Annotated in this window: 17 protein-coding genes and 1 tRNA gene; 6 read left to right on the forward strand and 12 right to left on the reverse strand. The window is 63.6% G+C overall.

Going from position 1 to position 19,832, the window contains the following annotated elements; genetic code table 11:
- Positions 1 to 12: 12 nt before the first annotated feature.
- From hisG to M1617_02670, 4 genes are read left to right on the forward strand one after another with little or no spacing between them, the layout of a single operon-like run.
- Positions 13 to 885, forward strand: a complete 873-nt coding sequence (gene hisG, locus M1617_02655; protein ID MCL5887191.1) for an ATP phosphoribosyltransferase — start codon at positions 13 to 15, stop codon at positions 883 to 885.
- A 19-nt stretch (positions 886 to 904) separates the two neighbouring features.
- Positions 905 to 1,534, forward strand: a complete 630-nt coding sequence (locus M1617_02660) for an SDR family oxidoreductase (protein ID MCL5887192.1) — start codon at positions 905 to 907, stop codon at positions 1,532 to 1,534.
- 30 nt (positions 1,535 to 1,564) lie between these two features.
- A complete protein-coding gene (locus tag M1617_02665; protein MCL5887193.1) occupies positions 1,565 to 2,395 on the forward strand; it encodes an aldo/keto reductase in 831 nt (276 codons plus the stop codon).
- Positions 2,396 to 2,455: 60 nt separating this feature from the next.
- A complete protein-coding gene (locus M1617_02670) occupies positions 2,456 to 4,936 on the forward strand; it encodes a cell wall-binding repeat-containing protein (GenBank protein ID MCL5887194.1) in 2,481 nt (826 codons plus the stop codon).
- A gap of 7 nt (positions 4,937 to 4,943) precedes the next feature.
- Here the strand turns inward: M1617_02670 and M1617_02675 are convergent, their stop codons facing one another.
- The 9 genes from M1617_02675 to M1617_02715 all read right to left on the reverse strand — a co-directional run bounded on the left by M1617_02675 (position 4,944) and on the right by M1617_02715 (position 16,728).
- Positions 4,944 to 5,870 carry a LysR substrate-binding domain-containing protein gene (locus M1617_02675; protein ID MCL5887195.1) on the reverse strand — a complete coding sequence of 309 codons (927 nt, stop codon included), beginning with the start codon at positions 5,868 to 5,870 and terminating at the stop codon, positions 4,944 to 4,946.
- A gap of 118 nt (positions 5,871 to 5,988) precedes the next feature.
- Positions 5,989 to 6,489 carry a methylated-DNA--[protein]-cysteine S-methyltransferase gene (locus M1617_02680; protein MCL5887196.1) on the reverse strand — a complete coding sequence of 167 codons (501 nt, stop codon included), beginning with the start codon at positions 6,487 to 6,489 and terminating at the stop codon, positions 5,989 to 5,991.
- A 216-nt stretch (positions 6,490 to 6,705) separates the two neighbouring features.
- Positions 6,706 to 7,887, reverse strand: coding sequence for a radical SAM protein (locus M1617_02685; GenBank protein MCL5887197.1), 1,182 nt, complete (start codon positions 7,885 to 7,887; stop codon positions 6,706 to 6,708).
- 159 nt (positions 7,888 to 8,046) lie between these two features.
- Positions 8,047 to 9,861 (reverse strand): Stk1 family PASTA domain-containing Ser/Thr kinase, encoded by a 1,815-nt coding sequence (gene pknB, locus M1617_02690; protein ID MCL5887198.1) that lies wholly within the window; start codon positions 9,859 to 9,861, stop codon positions 8,047 to 8,049.
- Positions 9,862 to 9,946: 85 nt separating this feature from the next.
- The gene (locus tag M1617_02695) at positions 9,947 to 12,685 is read right to left on the reverse strand and encodes an FtsW/RodA/SpoVE family cell cycle protein (GenBank protein MCL5887199.1); all 2,739 of its coding nucleotides are present in this window, start codon (positions 12,683 to 12,685) and stop codon (positions 9,947 to 9,949) included.
- A gap of 27 nt (positions 12,686 to 12,712) precedes the next feature.
- Positions 12,713 to 13,822, reverse strand: coding sequence for a Stp1/IreP family PP2C-type Ser/Thr phosphatase (locus tag M1617_02700; GenBank protein ID MCL5887200.1), 1,110 nt, complete (start codon positions 13,820 to 13,822; stop codon positions 12,713 to 12,715).
- Positions 13,822 to 14,232, reverse strand: a complete 411-nt coding sequence (locus tag M1617_02705; protein MCL5887201.1) for an FHA domain-containing protein — start codon at positions 14,230 to 14,232, stop codon at positions 13,822 to 13,824. Before M1617_02705 ends, M1617_02700 begins: the two co-directional genes overlap by 1 nt.
- A 12-nt stretch (positions 14,233 to 14,244) precedes the next feature.
- The gene (locus M1617_02710; GenBank protein MCL5887202.1) at positions 14,245 to 14,979 is read right to left on the reverse strand and encodes a DUF3662 domain-containing protein; all 735 of its coding nucleotides are present in this window, start codon (positions 14,977 to 14,979) and stop codon (positions 14,245 to 14,247) included.
- A 30-nt stretch (positions 14,980 to 15,009) separates the two neighbouring features.
- Positions 15,010 to 16,728, reverse strand: a complete 1,719-nt coding sequence (locus tag M1617_02715) for a serine/threonine protein kinase (protein ID MCL5887203.1) — start codon at positions 16,726 to 16,728, stop codon at positions 15,010 to 15,012.
- A gap of 125 nt (positions 16,729 to 16,853) precedes the next feature.
- On the opposite strand from M1617_02715, the gene M1617_02720 reads away from it, so the two are divergent.
- Positions 16,854 to 16,939, forward strand: a tRNA-Leu gene (locus M1617_02720).
- Positions 16,940 to 16,964: 25 nt separating this feature from the next.
- On the opposite strand, the gene M1617_02725 is transcribed toward M1617_02720, so the two are convergent.
- Positions 16,965 to 17,279, reverse strand: coding sequence for a hypothetical protein (locus M1617_02725; protein MCL5887204.1), 315 nt, complete (start codon positions 17,277 to 17,279; stop codon positions 16,965 to 16,967).
- A gap of 248 nt (positions 17,280 to 17,527) precedes the next feature.
- On the opposite strand from M1617_02725, the gene M1617_02730 reads away from it, so the two are divergent.
- Positions 17,528 to 17,764: a hypothetical protein gene (locus M1617_02730; protein ID MCL5887205.1), complete on the forward strand. Its 237-nt coding sequence runs from the start codon at positions 17,528 to 17,530 to the stop codon at positions 17,762 to 17,764.
- Between the two features lie 19 nt (positions 17,765 to 17,783).
- On the opposite strand, the gene larC is transcribed toward M1617_02730, so the two are convergent.
- Positions 17,784 to 19,007, reverse strand: coding sequence for a nickel pincer cofactor biosynthesis protein LarC (gene larC, locus M1617_02735; protein MCL5887206.1), 1,224 nt, complete (start codon positions 19,005 to 19,007; stop codon positions 17,784 to 17,786).
- Positions 19,008 to 19,015: 8 nt separating this feature from the next.
- Positions 19,016 to 19,804 carry a nickel pincer cofactor biosynthesis protein LarB gene (gene larB / locus M1617_02740; protein MCL5887207.1) on the reverse strand — a complete coding sequence of 263 codons (789 nt, stop codon included), beginning with the start codon at positions 19,802 to 19,804 and terminating at the stop codon, positions 19,016 to 19,018.
- Positions 19,805 to 19,832: the final 28 nt, after the last annotated feature.

A 19,832-nucleotide genomic window follows, 5' to 3' on the forward strand; every position in this document is an offset into this window, starting at 1 on the left:
AAGGGAGATCGGATGCTGTCATTAGCGCTGCCGAAGGGTTCGCTGGAGGAACAGACACTTGCGCTGTTCGCTCAAGCCGACCTAGAGGTCAAGAAGTCGAGTCGGGCCTACAACCCCACGATCGACGATCCCCGTATCGCGAAGGTGAAGATCCTGCGCCCGCAGGAGATACCGCTTCTCGTACAGGACGGGTACTTCGACATCGGGCTTTCTGGGCACGACTGGGTGAAGGAAAGCGGCGCCGATGTGGTCGAGATCGCCGATCTCCCTTATGCGAAGACGGGAACCGGGCTGGTGCGCATGGTGCTCGCGGTACCGGAGGAGTCACAGATATCCTCGGTGGGGGATATTCGTGCGGGAAGCCGGATCACCACCGAGTTCCCGAAGGTCACTAAGGAGTACTTCGACCGGCTGGGCGTCGATGTTGAGGTCCACTTCTCGTACGGCGCAACCGAGGCCAAGGTGCCAGAGATCATGGACGCGCTGGTCGACCTGACCGAGACCGGCGCGACCCTGAAACGCAACGGGCTGAAGATCATCGACACGATCATGGAGTCGACGACCCGCCTGCTGGCCAATCGGGCGGCGTGGGAGGACCCCGTCAAGCGCGTGGCCATCGAGGAGGTTCGCACCTTGCTGCTCGGCGTGATCGAGGCGCGCGGCAAGGTGCTGCTCTCGATGAACGTGACCGAGGCGGCCCTCGATGCGGTCGTCTCGGCATTGCCTGCGATGAAGCGGCCCACAGTGAACAGCCTCTATGGTTGCGACGGGTACGAGGTCACTACCGTTGCCGAGAAGAGCACCGTCAACGTGCTGCTCCCGCAGCTCAAAGCCGCAGGGGCCACCGACATCCTCGAGATGCCGATCACCAAGATCGTCCGGTAGCGGCGAAGGCGGCGGTGAGATGCGGATTGCTGTCATAGGCGCGACCGGCAGGACCGGGCGCCACATCGTGAGTCAGGCTCTAGGGCAGGGCGATGACGTCGTCGCGCTGGTGCGGGACCCCTCGGCGTTGGGCGTCACCCATCCCCGGCTGGAGGCGTTCGCTGCCGACGTGCGTGACTTCGAGTCGCTTCGCGGTCCGCTTGCCGGTTGTGATGCGGTCGTCTCGGCGGTTGGGGAGAGGGCTTCGGCGAACACGGACCTGTATTCAGTGGGAATCGGCAACATCATGCATGCGATGGCCGCCAACGACGTCATGCGGCTTTCGGCGATCAGCGCCGTGGGGACGTTCGCCCGCGGGCACCGGAACCTATCGCTGCCCTACAGGTTGCTGCTGCGCACGACCTACCGCACCATCTACGACGACCTGGAGCGGATGGAGACGCTCATCATGGCGAGCGGCATGAGCTGGACGATAGTCCGGGCGCCTCGGCTGGTGGACGGACCACGCACGGGAGAGTACCGAATCGGTCTGACGGGCCAACCGCTTGCTGCCGGCTCGAAGATCTCACGAGAGGACCTGGCCGGTTTCGTGCTAAAGTCCCTCAAAGTCGACACTTGGCTGCACAGAGCGGTCGTCGTCTCGTACTGACAGGATTTTCCGATTCCCGAAAGGCCGATGATGTCACTCACTATCACGAGCACGGTGGAGCTATCCAATGGCGTGAAGATGCCGCTGCTGGGGTTCGGCACATTCAAAATCACAGATGAGCGCCAGGTGGTCGAGTCGGTCCTGACAGCGCTGGAGGTCGGATATCGCCTCATCGACACGGCGTCGTTCTACGACAACGAGGCCGCGGTCGGGCGCGCGATCCGCGAGAGCGGGATTCCGCGCGACCAGCTCTTCGTCACCACAAAGTGCTGGAACGACGAACAGGGATACCCCGATGCCCGCGATGCCTTCGAGCGCAGTTGCGAGCGGCTGGACATCGGCGTCATCGACCTCTACCTTATCCACTGGCCGCTGGCCAGCAAGCACGCTGGAACCTGGCGGGCGTTCCAAGAGCTCTACGCCGAGGGGCGCATGCGGGCGATCGGCGTGAGCAACTTCATGCCTGAGCATCTCGAGCAGCTCGCCGAAGTGGCCGAGATCCCGCCGACCGTCGACCAGGTGGAGTTCCACCCCAGGATGCAAGTCCCCGAGCTGGTCGAGCATTGCCAGCGACACGGGATCGCACTGCAGGCGTGGGCGCCGCTCATGCGCGGAGCGATCGGCGGCGAAGCCGAAATCGCACGGATCGCGGCAGCGCACGACCGGACTCCGGCGCAGGTGACGTTGCGCTGGCTTTTGCAGCGCGGAATCGCCACGATCCCCAAGTCCGTCCACAGAGAGCGGATCATCGAGAACGCCGCCATCTTCGATTTCGAACTGACTGCCGAGGGGTGCGCCCGAATAGATGGGCTCGATACCGGCGTAAGAACGGGCAGGCATCCGGATAGCTGGGGAAGCTAGAGGGATGCAGGAGGCGTCTGTGCTTGGGACTGAGTGGATTTGCGGATGACTGGAGCTGGCATGCAATCGCGTATGGCACTCTCAGTCTTGATAGCGGCATGTGTGATTCTGGCTGTTGGTGCCACGGCTGCCCTTTCGGCACCTTTTTTTGAGAGAAATGCCGCCGGTTCGCCCACACACGAAGATATGATCATCAGACCTCAGGCAATCTATGACCCGGTGAGCAATCAGACTTTCATCGTCTACCAAGGCTTCCGGCTCAACCCCTTCATCACCGCCTATGATCATTCAGCACGTGAGTGGATAGGTCCCTACCAGATCGGTACTAATCCGCTCAGCACGAGTATGCACGGAGGGCCGTCCCTGGTGATGCGATCAGATGGTCACCTGGTCGTCTTCTATGGGGGGCACCTGACGCCACTGCTTCATTCGGTGAGCAGGAGATCACGCGACATCTCCGGGTGGGTTTTTCTGGGGCCGATCACCGTGGAGATGACGGGGACTTCGGTCACGACTGGGACGGTCGCGCCGATAGGCTCGGCAATCCAGACTGGTGCGGTTGAGCCAACCAGGACTCCCATCTCAGCAACGTATCCACAGCCTGTGTACGAAGGGAACGGAGTCATTGCGCTCTACTTTAGACGAGATGACCCGATTCCAGAGAGGGGAGACTGGCAGGTCGTGCGCTCTGGTCAGCGCGGACCGAGAACCATCACGTGGGGTCAACCCCAGATGGTCCTGGACGGCTCGGTGTTTCAAGACGGATCAATGTTGCAGCCCCCCGGACCTGATGTGCCTGAGTCCTATTGGTATGTGAACATCGACCACGACAATGTGCATGGCACCGCCGTCGGGGCTATTCGGCGCATCTCTGCCCGGTCACAAGGGAATGACATGGCAGTTCGCCGAGGTGTCTACTACATGGAACAGTCGGTCGGGGGTACCTGGACGGCGGTTGGAGGAGAGCCGATCGATCCAGTGCGCGACCGTGTAGCGATGCAGGCTTCCGCAGTCGTTGTGCCTGAGGATGAAGCTACAGTAATCAACCAGGTCGTCTTGCGCCGGGATGCCTCCGGTAATCCGGGGATGATCTATCTGATGGGGTCCCATGCTAGTCGCAAGTACGAATGGCGCTTCTCGCAATGGAATGGCACACGATGGATTCACACGACCATCGCCGAAACCGACAATTTCTTCGACGCCGGGACCTTCGAGTTCCTGCCAAATGGCACGATTGAGGCCTTTCTGACTACGGGTGGCACACCAGACGATCAGTGGTTCAATGACTTGCGGACCACTTTCGACGAGTCGATGCGAGCAAGTAGGGGAGGAGATATCACGCAGTGGCGCTCGGTTGACGACGGTTCGAGTTGGACCAATGTTCGCACCATCATCGAATCACCTGGCCCGCATGCGCGCTACAACAACCCGCAGATCGTCGAGGGCTATCATGCGTCCGCCCGCATGATATTCAGCGAGTGGAACAACGACTCATCAAGCTTCATACAAAAGGCATTCCTGTGGGGGCAGAGAGGGTTTATCGAGCGACGCTTCACCCCGGATTTCCATCGGCTGGATGGTAGAAATCGGATTGAGACAGCCATTGAGGTATCGCGACAGGGGTTTCCCACAGGATCTAGGACCGTCCTAATTGCGGCAGCCCATGACTTCCCTGATGCGATTTCAGGTGTGCCACTGGCGCATGCCCTCAGGGCACCCATACTTCTTTCCCACAGGAGCGCACTTGATCCAACGCTCGTCTCGGAGATTACTCGCTTGAATCCGAACAACATCATAGTGCTGGGCGGAGCGGGCGCAATATCAGTCGAGGTTAGCGATGCCCTGGGTCGATTGACCAACTCTCGGGGGGTCCGGATAGGAATAGAGCGTATCGGTGGAGCCAATCGATACGACACATCGGCTCTGATCGCAAGGCGACTCGCGGAGATCCGCGGGGCTCCCTCCTCGGCGGTTTTGGTGTCAGGGGAGGCTTTTCCCGATGCCTTGGCTGCTGCTCCGTTTGCGGCGCGTCGCGGTTATCCCGTAATCCTGACTCCGCCAAGGCAAACCCACGCCTCCACCATGGCCTTTTTCGCCGACTCCTACATCGATAGAGTAATCACGGTGGGAGGACTCGGTGCCATCGAAGCGACTACCGTGGCCGCCTACGAGAACACGATGGGAATTCCTCCTGGGCCGCGGTGGGAGGGGCCCGATCGCTTCGAGACGGCACGTGTTGTCGCCGAGCAATCGCTTGCGGCCGGACACACCCTTGAGCGCTTCATCGTCGCGACCGGTGAGGACTTTCCCGATGCCTTGACGGGCGGAGTGCTTGCTGCGAGATACAACACCGTCGTTCTCACTTCGCCTCCTGGGCAGTGGCACCCGACGATGCGACAGCTACTTCAGGAGCGGGCGTATTCTCCCGGAAGCAGCGTGCTCGATGTCTTTCTTCTTGGAGGAGAGGCTGCAATCGCTCCAGAGCTCGAAAGGGAACTCGCATCTCAATTGATGCTCCTGCAGTCACAACTTAGGCGCTGAAGGCACGTTAGCTGGAAGAGCCAAGCCCCGACTTGGCCGGGGCAGCCGAGCGGAGTGCGTCCAGTGCTGCGCTGATGGCGGGATGGCCACTGCTGCCCGCCCTGATGAGCGCAGCGATCCGGCGTTGAATTCGGATGTCTTCAGGTAGGCGGAAGACCACGTCGGCAGATTCGGCGAATACCGCCAGTGGGGGCACAAGAGCCACCCCAAGCCCGGCCGCTACCGCAGCGAGAATCACCTGGTAGTCGTTGCTGTGGAAGTCGATACGCGGCTCGTACCCGGCAAGGTTCGAGACACGGACCTGCACTTCAAGGAATGGCGAACCGTCCCTTCCAACAATCCAGCCCTCATCGGCGAAATCGGCGATCCGGACCGGCCCTGCGGCTAACGGGTGCTCCCGGGACATCGCGATGTACATCGACTCGGCTGCCAGCAGATGCCTTTCGATGCCGTTGGTCGAGGTGGGGGCCAGCTGGTCGAATTCGTAGGTGAGAACGACGTTCATCTCACCGCTTTTGAGCATTGGGATGCTCTCTTCGGGCTCATGGTCGCTCACAATGGGGGCTAGTAGTGGATGAGACTGTCTCAGGGCGGCTACTGCCGGGACCAGTATGGTTCGTGCGGCGGTGGGAAAGGCACAGATTCGCAGCGGGCCTACGGCGGTGTTGCCGCTAGCTAGGGTTGCGAGCTCGGCTTGGGCCTCTTCGAGGACGGCGAGGACCCTCTCGGCGTGGGCGACAAGCTTGTGTCCCGCTGGTGTCAGCCGGACTCCGCGTCCCGACCGCTCGAGCAGGTTCACGCCGGTCTCGCGCTCGAGTGCGACCATCTGCTGTGACACGGCAGATGGCGACATGTATAGCGCTTCAGCGGCCGCAGCGATGCCGCCGCGGGAGTGGACTTCTCGGAGCATGCGCATTCGGGTGACGTTTATCATTTAAGTAAATCTTACATGAGAGTGAAGAAAACGGCAATGGAACTGACGCGTTTAAGAGTGCATAATGCTCGTGTACCCCTTGCCGTCACTGGTGCCCACCGGTGGCGGCGCTCCATTTCTAGGGGGCCGATTCGCGCTCCAGCAGCGTGCGTTTGCGCTCCACTCCCCAGCGATATCCACGCAACGAGCCGTCGGAACCGAGTACACGGTGGCACGGGACGAGCATCAGGACCGGATTTGCACCACAGGCACTGGCAACCGCTCGAGTCGCCGAAGGCCGGCCGATGCTCTCGGCGATCTGCGCGTAGGATGCGGTCTGACCCGGTGATATCCCGCGCAACGCTTGCCAGACTTCCTGCTGGAACTTGGTTCCGCAGATGTCGAGCGGGACTTCAGCTGGCCGAAGGGGGTCTTCGAGTAGCCCGGCTACCGCGCGGACCCAGGGGGCGTCGGTCTCGCGGGTGATGGCGGGTGCGCGAAGCCTCGACTGCGTCTCGCGTAGAAGCTGCTCGTCGCAATCCCCGAGAGCCGCGAAGCACACGCCCGCATCAGTCCAGGCGACGATCAGCCTGCCCAGTGAGGTGTCGGCGTAGTCGTAGCGGACGGATTGCGTGCCCAAGTCCGGACTCCTTCCGAGTTCTCCCCTAACTGCAGGCTCCCGGAGCGCAGCAAGGCGCGGCCATTCGGACCAGTCGCTCAGAGCGCTGGAACTCGGGATCGAGCATGCAGGTCGGATCCTCGCCCATGGGATCGCCTTCGGCGTGCCACGCCTTTGTGCGGCAGCCGTAGCAGATGTGGAGGTACTCACACTCGCCGCACTTGCCGGTCACGTCCCCTAACTGCAGGCTCCCGGAGCGCAGCAAGGCGCGGCCATTCGGACCAGTCGCTCAGAGCGCTGGAACTCGGGATCGAGCATGCAGGTCGGATCCTCGCCCATGGGATCGCCTTCGGCGTGCCACGCCTTTGTGCGGCAGCCGTAGCAGATGTGGAGGTACTCACACTCGCCGCACTTGCCGGTCACGGGGACGTGCCTGAGTTCGAGCAGGTTGTCCGAAGCCTGCCTGAAGGTGGTGTCGCGGATGTTGCCGATCGTCCAGTCCTGTGCGAACTGGCAAGGCATGATGCCGCCCTCGGAGTTGATGTTCATGAGTCCCTTGCCCACGGGGCAGGCGGTCATGATCTTGAGACGCTCCAGGGTGTCGGTGAGGTCGTATCCGAGTTCGACGAGCTTCTCGGCGATGTAGGGGACGAACGATGGCATGGCGCCGATGTCGTACTCGAGGCTCTTCTCGCCGCTCTCGATGGTCTCCAGGGTGTCCTTAAGGATGAAGTCGGCGAGCTCCCGCCATTGATCCGCCGAGATGCGGTTGTCCTCGCCCTGCTCCGAGCGGCCCGAGGTGATGAGATCGCACAGGTAGATCAGCCCGGCATCGAGGTCCTTGGCCTCCTGGATGAGGTCGTAGACGTGGGGCCAGGTGTCCTTGGACACCGCGGTCTTGATGGCCACGCCCACGCCTTCCTCGCGAAGGATCTTGATCGCCTCGACGACGCGCTTGCGGGTTCCAGGCACGCCGACAAGGGCATCGTGGAACTCCTCAGGTCCGTAGAGCGAGGTGGCGATGTAGCCGATACCGATCGACTTGAGCCTCTTGGCGGTTTCGCGGTCGATGAGGGTGGCGTTGGTGGAGATGGTCACCCGGATGTCTTGCTTGCGGGCCTCGGTCAGCATCTCCCAGAAGTTGGGACGCATCATTGGCTCGCCACCGGACATGAAGAGCAGCGGCAGTTGGGATGCCCCCATCTGGCGGATGATGTCGATGGTCTCCTCGTCTGTGAGCTGCTCGGGCTTCGCGTTGGCATCGGCTGCCATGTAGCAGTGGTCGCACAGCAGGTTGCAGCGGTTGGTGATGTTCCAGATCACTTCGCTAGGGCGTCCAAGTTTGGAGGCCTGGACAGCCTTGTTCTCGATCTCTGTGAGGGGCCCTTGCTTGAAGAACAGTGAACGTACGTGTGCCATAGCCGAGTCCTTCTTCCAGATGTCGCGGGTTGCCTGCTGCGGCGGGGCTACGAAGACCCTGCGCCGAAGGTATATTGCATGCGCAAGTTTATCACGCCGAAGGGTGCAGCGTCGAAGGAGCGTGGTGGTTCGTGTGGGACGGCGGCCTCTAGACTGCTGCTAGGGCCTGACTCCCACGTAGATGATCACGAGTGAGCCACGCGGTGCGCTGAAATCGGGTATCGGGTCCTGGGTCAGGACGATGCCATCATCGGGGCTGACCTGTTCTTGGATATCGACCTCGAACCCGGCTGCCTGTAGCGCAGCTATAGCCTGCTCTTCACGCATGTCGATGACTCTGGGTACCTTGACAAGGTCGCGGCCCTTGGAGACGCGGATGGTGACCTCGCCGCCGACGTTGATCGAAGCCCCGGCAGTGGGTGACTGCCCGATGACGGTGCCTCTGGCGACGGTGTCACTGAACTCCTCGGCGACTTTCACCGCGAATCCTGCAGCCTCGAGCTGTCTGCGTGCGTCGGGCTGTGTCATTCCGCCGACGGGCGGAATTTCACGAAGCTCTAGGCCTTTGCTAACCACGATGGTCACTAGGGCGCCCGGAGGGGCAAGCGAATCGGCCTCGGGGGTCTGCCTGATGACGGCCCCTTCGGGCTGGTCGGAGTACTCCCGCTGGATGAGATTGAGCTCGAATCCGGCTAGGCGTATTCCCGCCAAAGCCTCAGGCTCACTCATGCCCACAAGGTTCGGGATGCCCAGCTGCTCGGTGCCCTTGCTGAAGACCACGCTGATTTCCGAGGGAACCTCGACTTCGGTCCCAGCTTCGGGATTATGGCTGAGCACGGTACCGGACGGCTCTTCCGAGTACTCGAAGGTGACCGCCCCGACCGACAAGCCGATCTCGTCGAGGGCATCGGTGACCTGTTGCTCGCTCATCCCGGTAAGATTCGGGACTACCACGCGGGGAGTGGTCTCGAAGACGCCGAGGCCCCAAGCGGCCCCAAAGGCGATGATCAAGAGGATCGTCACAAGAGCCACCCATGGCCATGGGTTTCGCCGACGGGGCACAGCGCGGACCCTAGGAGGTCCTACTCTTTCGCCGTCGGAACCGATCTTGGGCATCACAGTGGTGGTGTCCATGTCGCGGCTGTCGTTCATTGCTGACTCGATCGTGCGACCCGATGCGACGCGAGACAGATCGCGGCCCATCTCGACGGCGGATGCGTACCTGTCGGCGGGGTTCTTCGCCATGGCGCGCATGATGACCGCTTCGAGGCTGCGAGGGATAGATGGGTTGATCTTGCTCGGGGGAACGGGCTCCTCGTTGACTTGCTTGAGGGCGACGGCCACTGGGGTATCGGCGTCGAAAGGCACGCGGCCCGTGGCTAGCTCGTAGAGGACGACGCCCAGCGAGTAGAGGTCGCTTGCGGGGGTCAGGTCGCGGCCCTGCGCTTGCTCGGGGCTCACGTAGTGCGCGGTTCCGAGAACAGAGCCGGTCTGCGTCATCTGGGTGTTGCCGGCGCGAGCGATGCCGAAGTCCATGACCTTGATCGCGCCACCCGGCGTAAGGACGATGTTGTGCGGCTTGATGTCGCGATGGATGATGTCGTACCCGTGGGCTACGGACAGCGCTTCGGCGACCCGAAGGCCGTACTCAGCGACCTTCGCAGGATCGACTGGCCCACGCTCGGTGATGAGATCCTTGAGGTTGGTCCCGTGCACGAACTCCATGACGATGTAGTAGGTGGAGTCGTCCTGGCCCCAATCGTAGATGTTGACGATACCCGGATGCGACAGGTTCGCGGCAGCTTGGGCCTCCTGGCGGAAACGGGCGATGAACGACGGATTCGCAGCGTAGTGGGAGTGGAGCACCTTGACCGCTACTGTCCTGCCGAGGACCTCGTCGACGGCCTTGAACACCTCGGCCATGCCGCCAACACCGATCTTCTCGGTGACTCGGTATCTCCGGCCGAAAACCATGTCGCTCACGTGGTGGTTCCTTTCGCTTCCCTCGGCAGGCGTCATCCGTGCGGACGTCTCGCTATAGTGTAGCCCAAAATGCGCTTCATCGTCCCAGTGCCGCCTGCATTATCTCACGGGCGGCGGGTGCGGCCTGGCGCCCGCCGGTTCCAGCATTTTCAAGCACGATCGCAACGGCGACCGTGGGATTGTCGGCAGGCGCGAAGCCGATGAACCAGGCGTGCGGCGTGGCGTCGCCCCCAGTCTCGGCTGTGCCGGTCTTGCCCGCGACCTTCACGCCGCGGATCACGGCGGCCCTTCCGGTGCCGCGTTCGACCGCGTCGACCATCATCTCGCTGACGGCGTTCGCTGTCGCCGATGAGCAAGCGGTGCGCCATATCTGCGGGCGGTTGCTTGAGATCACGAGCCCGGCGCGATCGGTGACGTGGTCGATGAGCTGCGGTCGCATGATGACCCCGTCGTTGGCGATCCCCGCGGTCAGCAGGGCCATCTGCAGCGCTGTGACCTGGGGGCCAGGGCGGTCATGCTCTCCGACAGGCTGGCCGATGCCGGCCCATGCGGTCTCCCACGTGGTCATCTGCGCAGGATCGGGCATGACGGAGACCGCCGCGGGTATCTCGAGCGGTAGGGGTTCGTTGAAGCCGAAACGCTCCGATTGCGCGACGAGGCGCTCCGCACCCAGGTCGACGGAAAGCTGGCCGAAGACGGTGTTGATCGAGGCGGATGTGGCCCGCCGAAGGTCGACGAGGCCGTACGAACCGCCCTCGAAGTTGGTGACCGGTGCGCCCCCGATCTCCATCCGGCCCGGTCCGGGGTACTGCGTCGATGGCGTTGCGACATCTTCCTCGAGTGCGCCTGCCAGCGTGGCGATCTTGAAGGTGGAGCCGGGCGGGTACAGCGATTGCGTGGCGCGGTTGAGCAGCGGGGCATCCGTCGCCGCAGAGTACTCCTGCCAGCGGGTCGCCACCGCACCCGGGTCGAAGTCGGGGGTCGCGGCCATCGCAAGGATGCGGCCGGTGGCGGGCTCGATGGCGACGGCAGTTCCTCGGCGGCCTGCAAGCGCTTCTTCGGCGGCTCGCTGCACGGCAGAGTCGATGCTCAGCGCGACGTCAGCGCCGGGGGTGGGAATGCCGGCCGCGACCCGGATCGCCTCGCCCAGCGTCTGGAAGTCGCGGCGGCCGGCGAGCGTCTCGTTGGCGGCGGCCTCGATGCCGCTTCGGCCCAGCGTGATGCTGTGGTACCCGACGACGTGCGCGGCGAAGGCGCCCAGCGGATAACGCCTGGCGTAGGTGCCGTCCTCGGCGGGTACGGACTCGGCGAGCAAGACGCGGTCGCTCGTGAGGATCGCCCCGCGCGGGGTGCGCTGCTCGATGAGGATCGCACGTGTGTTGGCGGGGTGGGAGACGAGCGCTTCGGCTTGCACGACCTGCAGCCAGGTGAGGTTGACTATGAGCGCCGTGAGCAGCAGCGCGATCACACTGCCGAGGCGGGCGAGGCGTCTGGAGAGCGCGATCCGCCCGAGCGTGCCGGCGGGGCTGGGGGTCGCGGTCTGCACCTCGGCGGCAAGGCCGGTGCCAGCGTCGCCCGCGCGCAGCAGTAGCGCGAGCAGCACGAAGTTCGCGAGGATCGAGCTGCCGCCGTAGCTCACGAACGGCAGCGTGATTCCGGTCATTGGGATCAGGCGGGTCACGCCGCCGATGATCACGAAGACCTGCAGGGCGAACGCCCCCACGAGGCCTGCAGCGATCAGCGCGGCGACATCGGAGCGGGCCCGGGCGGCGGTCGACAGTCCGCGCATGCAGAACACGAGGTAGGTGAGGATGAGCGCGACACCGCCGATAAGCCCGACCTCCTCGGCGATGGCGGTGAAGATGAAGTCGGTCTCGACGAACGGGATGCGCTCGGGGAAGCCCTTGCCGATGCCCAGTCCAATCAGCCCGCCGTCGGCCAGCGCAAAGAGAGATTGCGCGAGCTGATAGCCTCGGCCGGTGACGTCGGCGAACGGGTCGAGCCAGATCTCGACGCGGGTGCGCACGTGCGAGAAGAGCGAGTACGCCACTGTCGCGCCGCCCGCGAAGAGCACGGCGCCGGTGAGCACCCACGAGGCGCGGCCGGTGGCCACGTAGATCGTCGCCAGGAAGATGCCGAAGAACAGCAGGCTCGACCCCAGGTCCCGCGACGCCACGAGCACGAAGAGCGAGACCGCCCACGTGAGCAGCAGCGGCCCTAGCTGGCGCGCAGGTGGAAGCCAGATGCCGAGCACGCGGCGCGTCGATACCGAGAGGACCTCGCGCTTCTCGGCGAGATAGGCCGCGAGGAAGATGACGAGGAGGATCTTGGCGACCTCGGCAGGCTGGAAGGACATGCCGCCGAAGCGCAGCCAGAGCTTCGCGCCGTTGACTTCCACGCCGAAGAGCGCCGGCGAGACCAGCAGGGCGAGCCCCGCCAGCCCGATCAGGTACTTGTAGCGTGCCAGGCGCTCGAGCGACGGGACCGCGAACAGCGTGAGGACGAGCATCGCGATGCCTACGAGGAACCAAGTGAGCTGCTCGTCGGCTTGCTCGGGCGAGACGCGGGCGACCCACGCGAGGCCCAGGCCCGAGAGCAGCATCACGAGCGGCAGAAGCACCGGGTCGGCGGCAGGCGCGCGCCAGCGGATCGCCAGGTGAGCGAGCACGAACGCCGCGATCAGGCCGCCGGGCACGAGCAGCGCCGACCACCCGAACGCACCCGTGCGCGACGCATCGAGCAGCACGTGTACAAGCAGGATCGGCAGGCCGGCGGCGGCCATCAGGAGTGCTTCTGTCGTTCGGCGGTCGAACACGGCTGTCACCTTGTCGGCGTAAGACCCCTACTGGGGCGTGAGGACTTCGGGCTGCGGCGTGGCTTCGAGGCTCTCGGCGATCATTTGCTTGTATTCGTCGATCACGGTGCGCCCGGCATCGACATCCTCTACGGGGATGCCCTGCGCCAGCCGGGCTGCCAGGACCGGCCCCAGCGCCCGCGGGGTGATGGTGGTCTCCTGCTCCCGCCACCTCAGCGACACGCCGAGGACATCCTCGGGCAGACCTCGGTAGAGTACGACGCGGTCGTCCTGAGAGATGAGGAACGCCTGCGCATCTGCGTAGCGCCACATGCCGAAGGCGGTCACGCCTAGGAGCGCAAGAAAAGCGACCATCCACACGAACACGCCAGCTAGCCCGGTGCCGCGCGGGGCGCCTCGCTTGCCGGAAGTGGCGGAGGGCCCGCCGGTCACGTCCACGACCACGAGCGAGATGTTGTCCTGCCCGCCGGCGGCGTTCGCGGCGTCGATGAGTGCTTTGACCGCGGAGTCCGGATCCGGGTACAGGCTCAGGATGTCGGCGATAACGGCATCTGTGAGCATCCCGCACAGGCCGTCAGTGCAGAGCAGCAGGCGGTCGCCGGGATGGGCATCGACCTCGTAGACGTCCGCGTACATGTTGGGATCGGAGCCCAGGGCCCTAGTGATGATGCTCCTGTTGGGGTGGTGGCGTGATTGCTCCTCTGTGAGCAGGCCTTGGCGCACCAGGTCGGCTACCATCGAGTGGTCCTCGGTGATGCGCTCCAAGATGTTGTTGTGGAACAGGTAGGCCCGGCTATCGCCCACGTGAGCAATCGCTATCGAGGAGCCCTCGATCATCGCGGCCGTCAGCGTGGTGCCCATGCCGCTGCGCCCCTCGCCAGCCTCGGCGGCGTCGATCACAGCCTTGTTGGCGACCCTGACCGCACGGCCCAGCGCCTTGGCGTCCACCCGCTGAGGCATGTGTGCGAGCAGCGCTTCGATCGCGATACTGGAGGCTATCTCGCCAGCGTGGTGGCCCCCCAGCCCGTCGGCGACGGCGAACAGCGGCGGCGAGAGCAGGACCGCATCCTCGTTGTGGGTGCGGACGCGCCCAACATCGGAAAGACCTGCGTATGTATGCGCCGAACCCCTCGCCATCAGCGATCCACTTTCAGGCGCACTGTGCCAAGGTCGATTTCGTCGCCCGGCGCGAGTGTGACCGGCGAGGTTATCCTTCGGCCGTTGACGACGGTGCCGTTGGTCGAGCCGAGGTCCTCAAGCACGATCCGCTCACCAGAGGGTACGATCCTTGCGTGCGCCGAAGAGATGTAGTCATCGGCGATCACGATATCGGAGCCAGGGGAGCGCCCGATTGTCACCGGACCGGCGACTGGCAGACGCAAACCCTTGAGCTCGCGCGGGCCGCGTTCCACCCGTATCTGATGAGTCGCGGCGCCCGCGGCAGCAGGTCCGGCGCTCCGGATGATCCCCAAGCCCGAACGGACAGCCGCGAACAAGAAGAGATAGATGAGTGCCAGCAAGAGTGCCTTGCCTGCGAGCAGAATCATGTCTACCACGACTCACCTCCTCGGGTCATGGAAGACGAGCTCTGTGGCTCCTACCTGGATCACGTCGCCATGCTGTAGCCGGGTGCGACCGATGGGCTTTCCGTTGACCAGAGTGCCGTTGGTTGAGCCTAGGTCTTCGACGGCCCACCCAGCACCCTCAGGCTCGAAAGCCAGATGCTGGCGGGACACGTTCGAGTCTTCCAGGGTGATGTCGCACTCTGCCAGACGCCCTACGACTACCCTGTTGCCGGTCAGCACCACGTCATGAGCACTTCCACTCACGCTGACGGTCGCGAACGTCCGGGTGGCCGGGGTCCGCTCATATGGCTCGGCGACGAAACGTGCCTGCGCCTCCTCGGCAGGTTCATAGATGTCTTCATTGGAGACGAGCTCGGCGTAGGTCTCGAAGCGCCCGAGCCTGAGTTCGGGGTCGACCACGAAGCGCACGATGGGCTTGGAGGTCAGGTCGTACTGCCGCTCATTCGCATACGCCGAGAGGTACGTTGACAGTTCGCCGGCCAGGGTCGAGAGGAATCCGCCGAAACGCTCGTCGTCATCGGGGGAGAGCACGACCGTGTACAGGTTGGGGCCATAGACTTTGTCGATGCCGATGGTGCGGCCTTTGTCCATTCGCCGTCCGAGTTCCTTGGCGATCTCTGCCGGTTGTACTGGCGAGCGAAAGGCGCTCGCGAAAAAGCCCTCGACAGCGTTGGCGATGCGGTCTTCGAAGTCCGACAATATGCTCATACTCGAAAAACTCCTTCGTGCACTATCGGGTTACTCGTCCTCGGCCCTCACTGGAGGACCCGCTATGACGACCAGCATCATCAGTATAGAGGACGCTGCGATATGTGGGGCGAAGGCGGCGACCGACCATGCGGCATCGACGCCGAAAGAGGCCGAGATCGGGGCGATGACCGTGTATGCGACCGAGTAGAGCCCGGCGGTCAACGCTATGCCTATGGCGGCTGACAGGCGTGTGGCCTTACCTGCTGCTACCGACATGACGGCTCCGGCAACAGCCCAGGTGATGATGATCGACCAGATCAAGACTAATTCGGGCCTTTCGATGATAGCGATGGCGGTGTGTTGTCCTAGTGGATCAGCGAGCCATTCGGGGTCCACTGATAACCACGGGCCGGGCGCCCCAGAGGCGGCTGAGGCCAGCAGGGTCAAGGTTGCCGCATGGGCGGAAAACACAGCTGCTGCCCACGGCCTAATCGTGAAGCCGAGGATGAGCGGTGCGAAGGGAGAAAGATAAGCAACACCGAGGAGAGGGGACACGAGCACCACGGCTAGGCCCGCAGACCGGGGTCCGCCCATCCAGGCGACCATCACGGCCGCAAGAGCTAGCAGTAAGCCAGAGATCCAGGTGCCGGATACAACCACGGCTGCCAGGAAGACCAGATAGCCTATCAGAACCCCGAATCCGGGGATGAACAAGCCCCCAAGGGCGCAAAGGATAGCGCCAGCGACGGCTGCAGGCGGCGAAACGAAACCCATGGCATCGAGGCCGACATAGCCTACTCCGCCGCTGACCGTAGCGCATAGCCCCCTGGTCGCCGGTCCTCCAAGATGGGCAAAGCGGTCCCAAAGTCCGATGGTCGGCCAACCTATGGCTCCGCCATCGCCCTCGGTAGCTAGCTCTTGAACGGTCTGCGAGAGGGACTCGCGCCCTCGAGAGCTATCCCCGAGGTGGGGCATCAGGTCCGCGGCGAGCTCCATCACCCCTGTATGTCGGCTTGTAGGGTGGAGTGACAGTGCCTGGGCTAGGACATCATCCAGCTGCGGCGGGGAGTTGCGCTTGAAGTCGGAGAGCGCCGGGGGTTCGATGATGCTCGCTTTGAAGATCGCGCCTTCGATTGAGTCATCCGAGAATGGGTTGTCACCGGAAAGGGCCTCGAACACCAGAGCAGCGAATGCCCACACATCAGTCCGCTCGTCCACCCGGTCGTTGGCGAGCTGTTCCGCCGGCATGTAACCCATTGTGCCACCAAGCGTGGGCTGATGGCCGGATGCCGTGGACAAGCTTGCGACTCCGAAGTCGGTGACTTTCACCCGTCCATCCAGCGTTATCAGCACGTTGGCGGGCTTCAGGTCGAGGTGGAGGACGCCGTTCTCATGTGCATGATCCAGCGCTTCGGCGACTGCCGTCACGACCGTGGCAGCCTCGTCGAGGGTCAGTGGGCGCTGATCAAGCACTTGGGCGAGGGAAGCGCCTTCGAGGTACTCCATGATGATGAATGCCTCGTCGCTGTCGGTATCCCACTCGTAGACAGTCACGATCGAGGGGTGATTCAGCAGTGCGGCTGTTCGGGCTTCTGCGAGCCCGGCCGGGAACTGCAGCTTGCCGAAGCGATTCCTGGGGAAAGGCAGACGCTTGAGGGCTACTCGGCGTTGCATGTGGGTGTCGTAAGCCAGGATGACATCGGCAAAGCCCCCACTCGCAAGGTGCTCGAGTGGTCTGTAGCGATCCAGGATCAGCTGCGTTTCCATCATCGTTCTTGAAGGATATTCTACCGAGCTGCTTCGGCGATAGGGGGAATCGGGCATTCGCGACTACCAGACATCGGTGTTTTCCGCCGCGGTGTCGATGTGGTACCCTCTCATACGCATGTTGGGCGGGTGTGGCGGAACGGCAGACGCGCATGGTTCAGGTCCATGTGGGGGCAACCCCGTGGAGGTTCAACTCCTCTCACCCGCACCAAGATGTGAGTTCTTCCCGACGGCGGCTAGCCGTCGCTCACCAGCGACAGGACCGAGCTGCCCGTTGGTAGTGGGACGAAATCTCCGGCAGTGGGGCCGCCGCGGATGACGGTCGGCGGGGCTCCCCAGGGCGGGACCACCTCCATGCGCCATGCAGTGTTCGATTGCACATACACTCCCTGAGCCGAGAAAGTCGCCGATATCTTTTGGTTGACGGTGACGCCGACTGTTACTTCTGATCCGTAACCGCTTGGTGGGGGCGAGACAAGTGAAATGCTGAGTGTCAGAGCGGCTATCCCGACAATCGTGAGAAGGAGTCCCCTTGACTTCAGTGTATGCACCGCTCGTCCTCCAAAATTGCCGCCTAGCTATCCCATCCACTACGCTTATCGGCATATACTGCCGGTAACATGAGGACGAACGGTCGCTATAAGCAGCAAACGGGAATTTCGGACGACAAACGGCGACGCAAACGCATGACAAGCGGTGACCTTGAGGGCGAGGGTTGGCTGACCGTAGCGCCTGCGATTGTTTTGTGGGATGATTCCGGGGGAGGGAGGGGGTCGGGGCAGGCGTGATCGGATATCGCATGGGGCCTGTCAGGAAGGGAATCGTGGACGCATATTCACCCATAAAGTCGAAGTGCGTATGGTGGCGCGAGATGCTTGATGCCGAGGAGCGGTACAATACGCGCATCAAGCCTGACGATGTAAGGGTCAATTGCACTTGCTTCGTCGAGGGCTACGTCTGGGCGATGCGCAAGGCCGAAGTCCCAGCGAACTGTCCCAAGTCACGAACTTGTCGCTACTACATACTGCACACCTGACCTGCCAACGGGCTAACGCTCACTCCTCCTCGCGGCTCTGAGCAGCGTTCTCGAGCCTGCGCCTTACTTCTGCGTAGGATTCTCCAGACTCGCGACTTGCCCGTGCGATGTCCTCGTGCTCAGGGCGTACTCGGGCACTTTCGCCCACGCCCGACACCTTCACGCGAAACGCCCCCCACGGGCCCTCACGCTGGAGTACCTCGCGCCGGAGCACGCTTCGCGACAGCAGCGTCCTACGCACGCCGAGGGAGCCCGTCAGCTCGTGGATGCGCGCAGCGAACTTCTCCGCATGGGTTGGAATCACCAGGACGCGTAACTCGATGCCGAGCCGCCCTTTCTTCATAGCCGCCGGGACCAGCCACGCATCCAGCGGCCCTTCTGCCCGCAGCTCTTCGGTGATGAAGCCGACGTGCTCTGGCGTGAGGTGGTCGAGCAGCGTTTCGAGGAGCACAACGGGCCCGGAGGCGCCCTCGGCGGACGTCGCAGGCGCGTCGAGCCCGGGCGCCAGCGCATGGCCGAGGAGCAGGCGTGCGACGTTGGGTGTGCCGGGGGTCTCGCGGGTGCCCGCGCCGTAGCCGACCCGCGTGAGCGTCATGTCGGGCATCGGTCCGAAGCTATCGACGTTGGCGGCCAGCAGCGCGGCGCCGGTCGGGGTGGTGAGCTCGCCGGCGGAGGCGCCGGCCTCGACCGGTACGCCGACAAGCAGCTCTAGCACAGCGGGTGCGGGGACCGGAAGCGTCCCGTGCTCACAGGTTATCGTGCCGCCAGCCCCGAGAGCGACCGGCGAGCACGACAGCCACTCGATCTCCAGGAGCTCGAGGCCTAGAGACACGCCGACGACATCGACAATGGAGTCGATGCCACCGACCTCGTGGAAGTGCACGCACTCCGGATCCGCAGCGTGGATCTTCGCTTCAGCCGCCGCCAGCCCGCCGAAGGTGCGCAGAGCCCGGTGTCGGACCGCCGCACTCAGCGATGAGCCCTCGATCAGCGCGCGGATGTCGCGCCAATGCCGGTGCGCCGAGGCGGTCGTCTCGGCAGGGGTTACGTTGACGTGGAGCCCAGCGATGCCGCTGCGAGTCACGCGGTTCGTCACGACCGAGACATCATCGAGCCCGAGCGCCTCGATCGCATCGCGCAAGTGGTCGAGACGGAACCGGCCGTCGGCCTCGCCCGCATCGAGCAGCGCAGCGAGGAACTTGTCGCCCGAGATACCGCTTGAGCAGTCCAGATGTCCGAGCATTGCGCTTCCTAGCCTGCGTGACCGGAGGCGGGCTCGTGCACTTCGGGGGTCGTGAGAGCGTTGATCCGTGCGGCCAGCGTGCCAGCGCCGAAGCCGTTGTCGATGTTGACGACCCCCACGCCGGAGGCGCACGAGTTCAGCATCGTGAGTAGCGGTGCCAGGCCGCCGAAGTGCGCTCCGTAGCCAACGCTCGTCGGCACGGCGATGACTGGGCACGAGACCAGGCCTCCGACGACCGAGGGCAGCGCACCCTCCATGCCAGCGACGGCGACGATGACGCGCGCATCGAGCAGCAGGTCTGCATGGGCGAGCAGGCGGTGAACCCCAGCGACTCCGACGTCGTAGAGCCGAGTGACCCGCGCGCCCATGAGCTCCGCAGTGATGGCGGCCTCCTCGGCGACGGGCACATCGGCGGTGCCGCCGGTCGCGATCAGGACCTGACCGACCGAGCGGGGCTCCTTGCGTCTGTCCACGACAATCAGCCCGGCGGTCTCGATGTACCGCGCATCCGGAACAACCTGCGATAGAGCCTGGTACTGCGCCACGTTCGCCCGCGTGGCGAGGAGCACGTCCTCGCGGGTCAGGAGCTCCTTGCCTATCGAGCGCACCTGCTCGGGGGTTTTGCCCTGACACAGAATCACTTCCGGAAAACCGCAACGCAAGGCCCGGTGGTGATCAACCTTCGCATCGTGCTGGTCAACAAAGAGGGGCGCACTCAGTTTGCGATATGCCGAATCAACCGAGTCGGTACCTTCGGCAACGGACCTGAGCAGTGAAAGCAAGGCTTCTGAGTTCATGATTGTGACACTCTCCTTCACGAATGGG

It is taken from the genome of Actinomycetota bacterium (genome assembly GCA_023488435.1).
Classification (GTDB): Bacteria; Actinomycetota; Coriobacteriia; order Anaerosomatales; family UBA912; genus UBA912.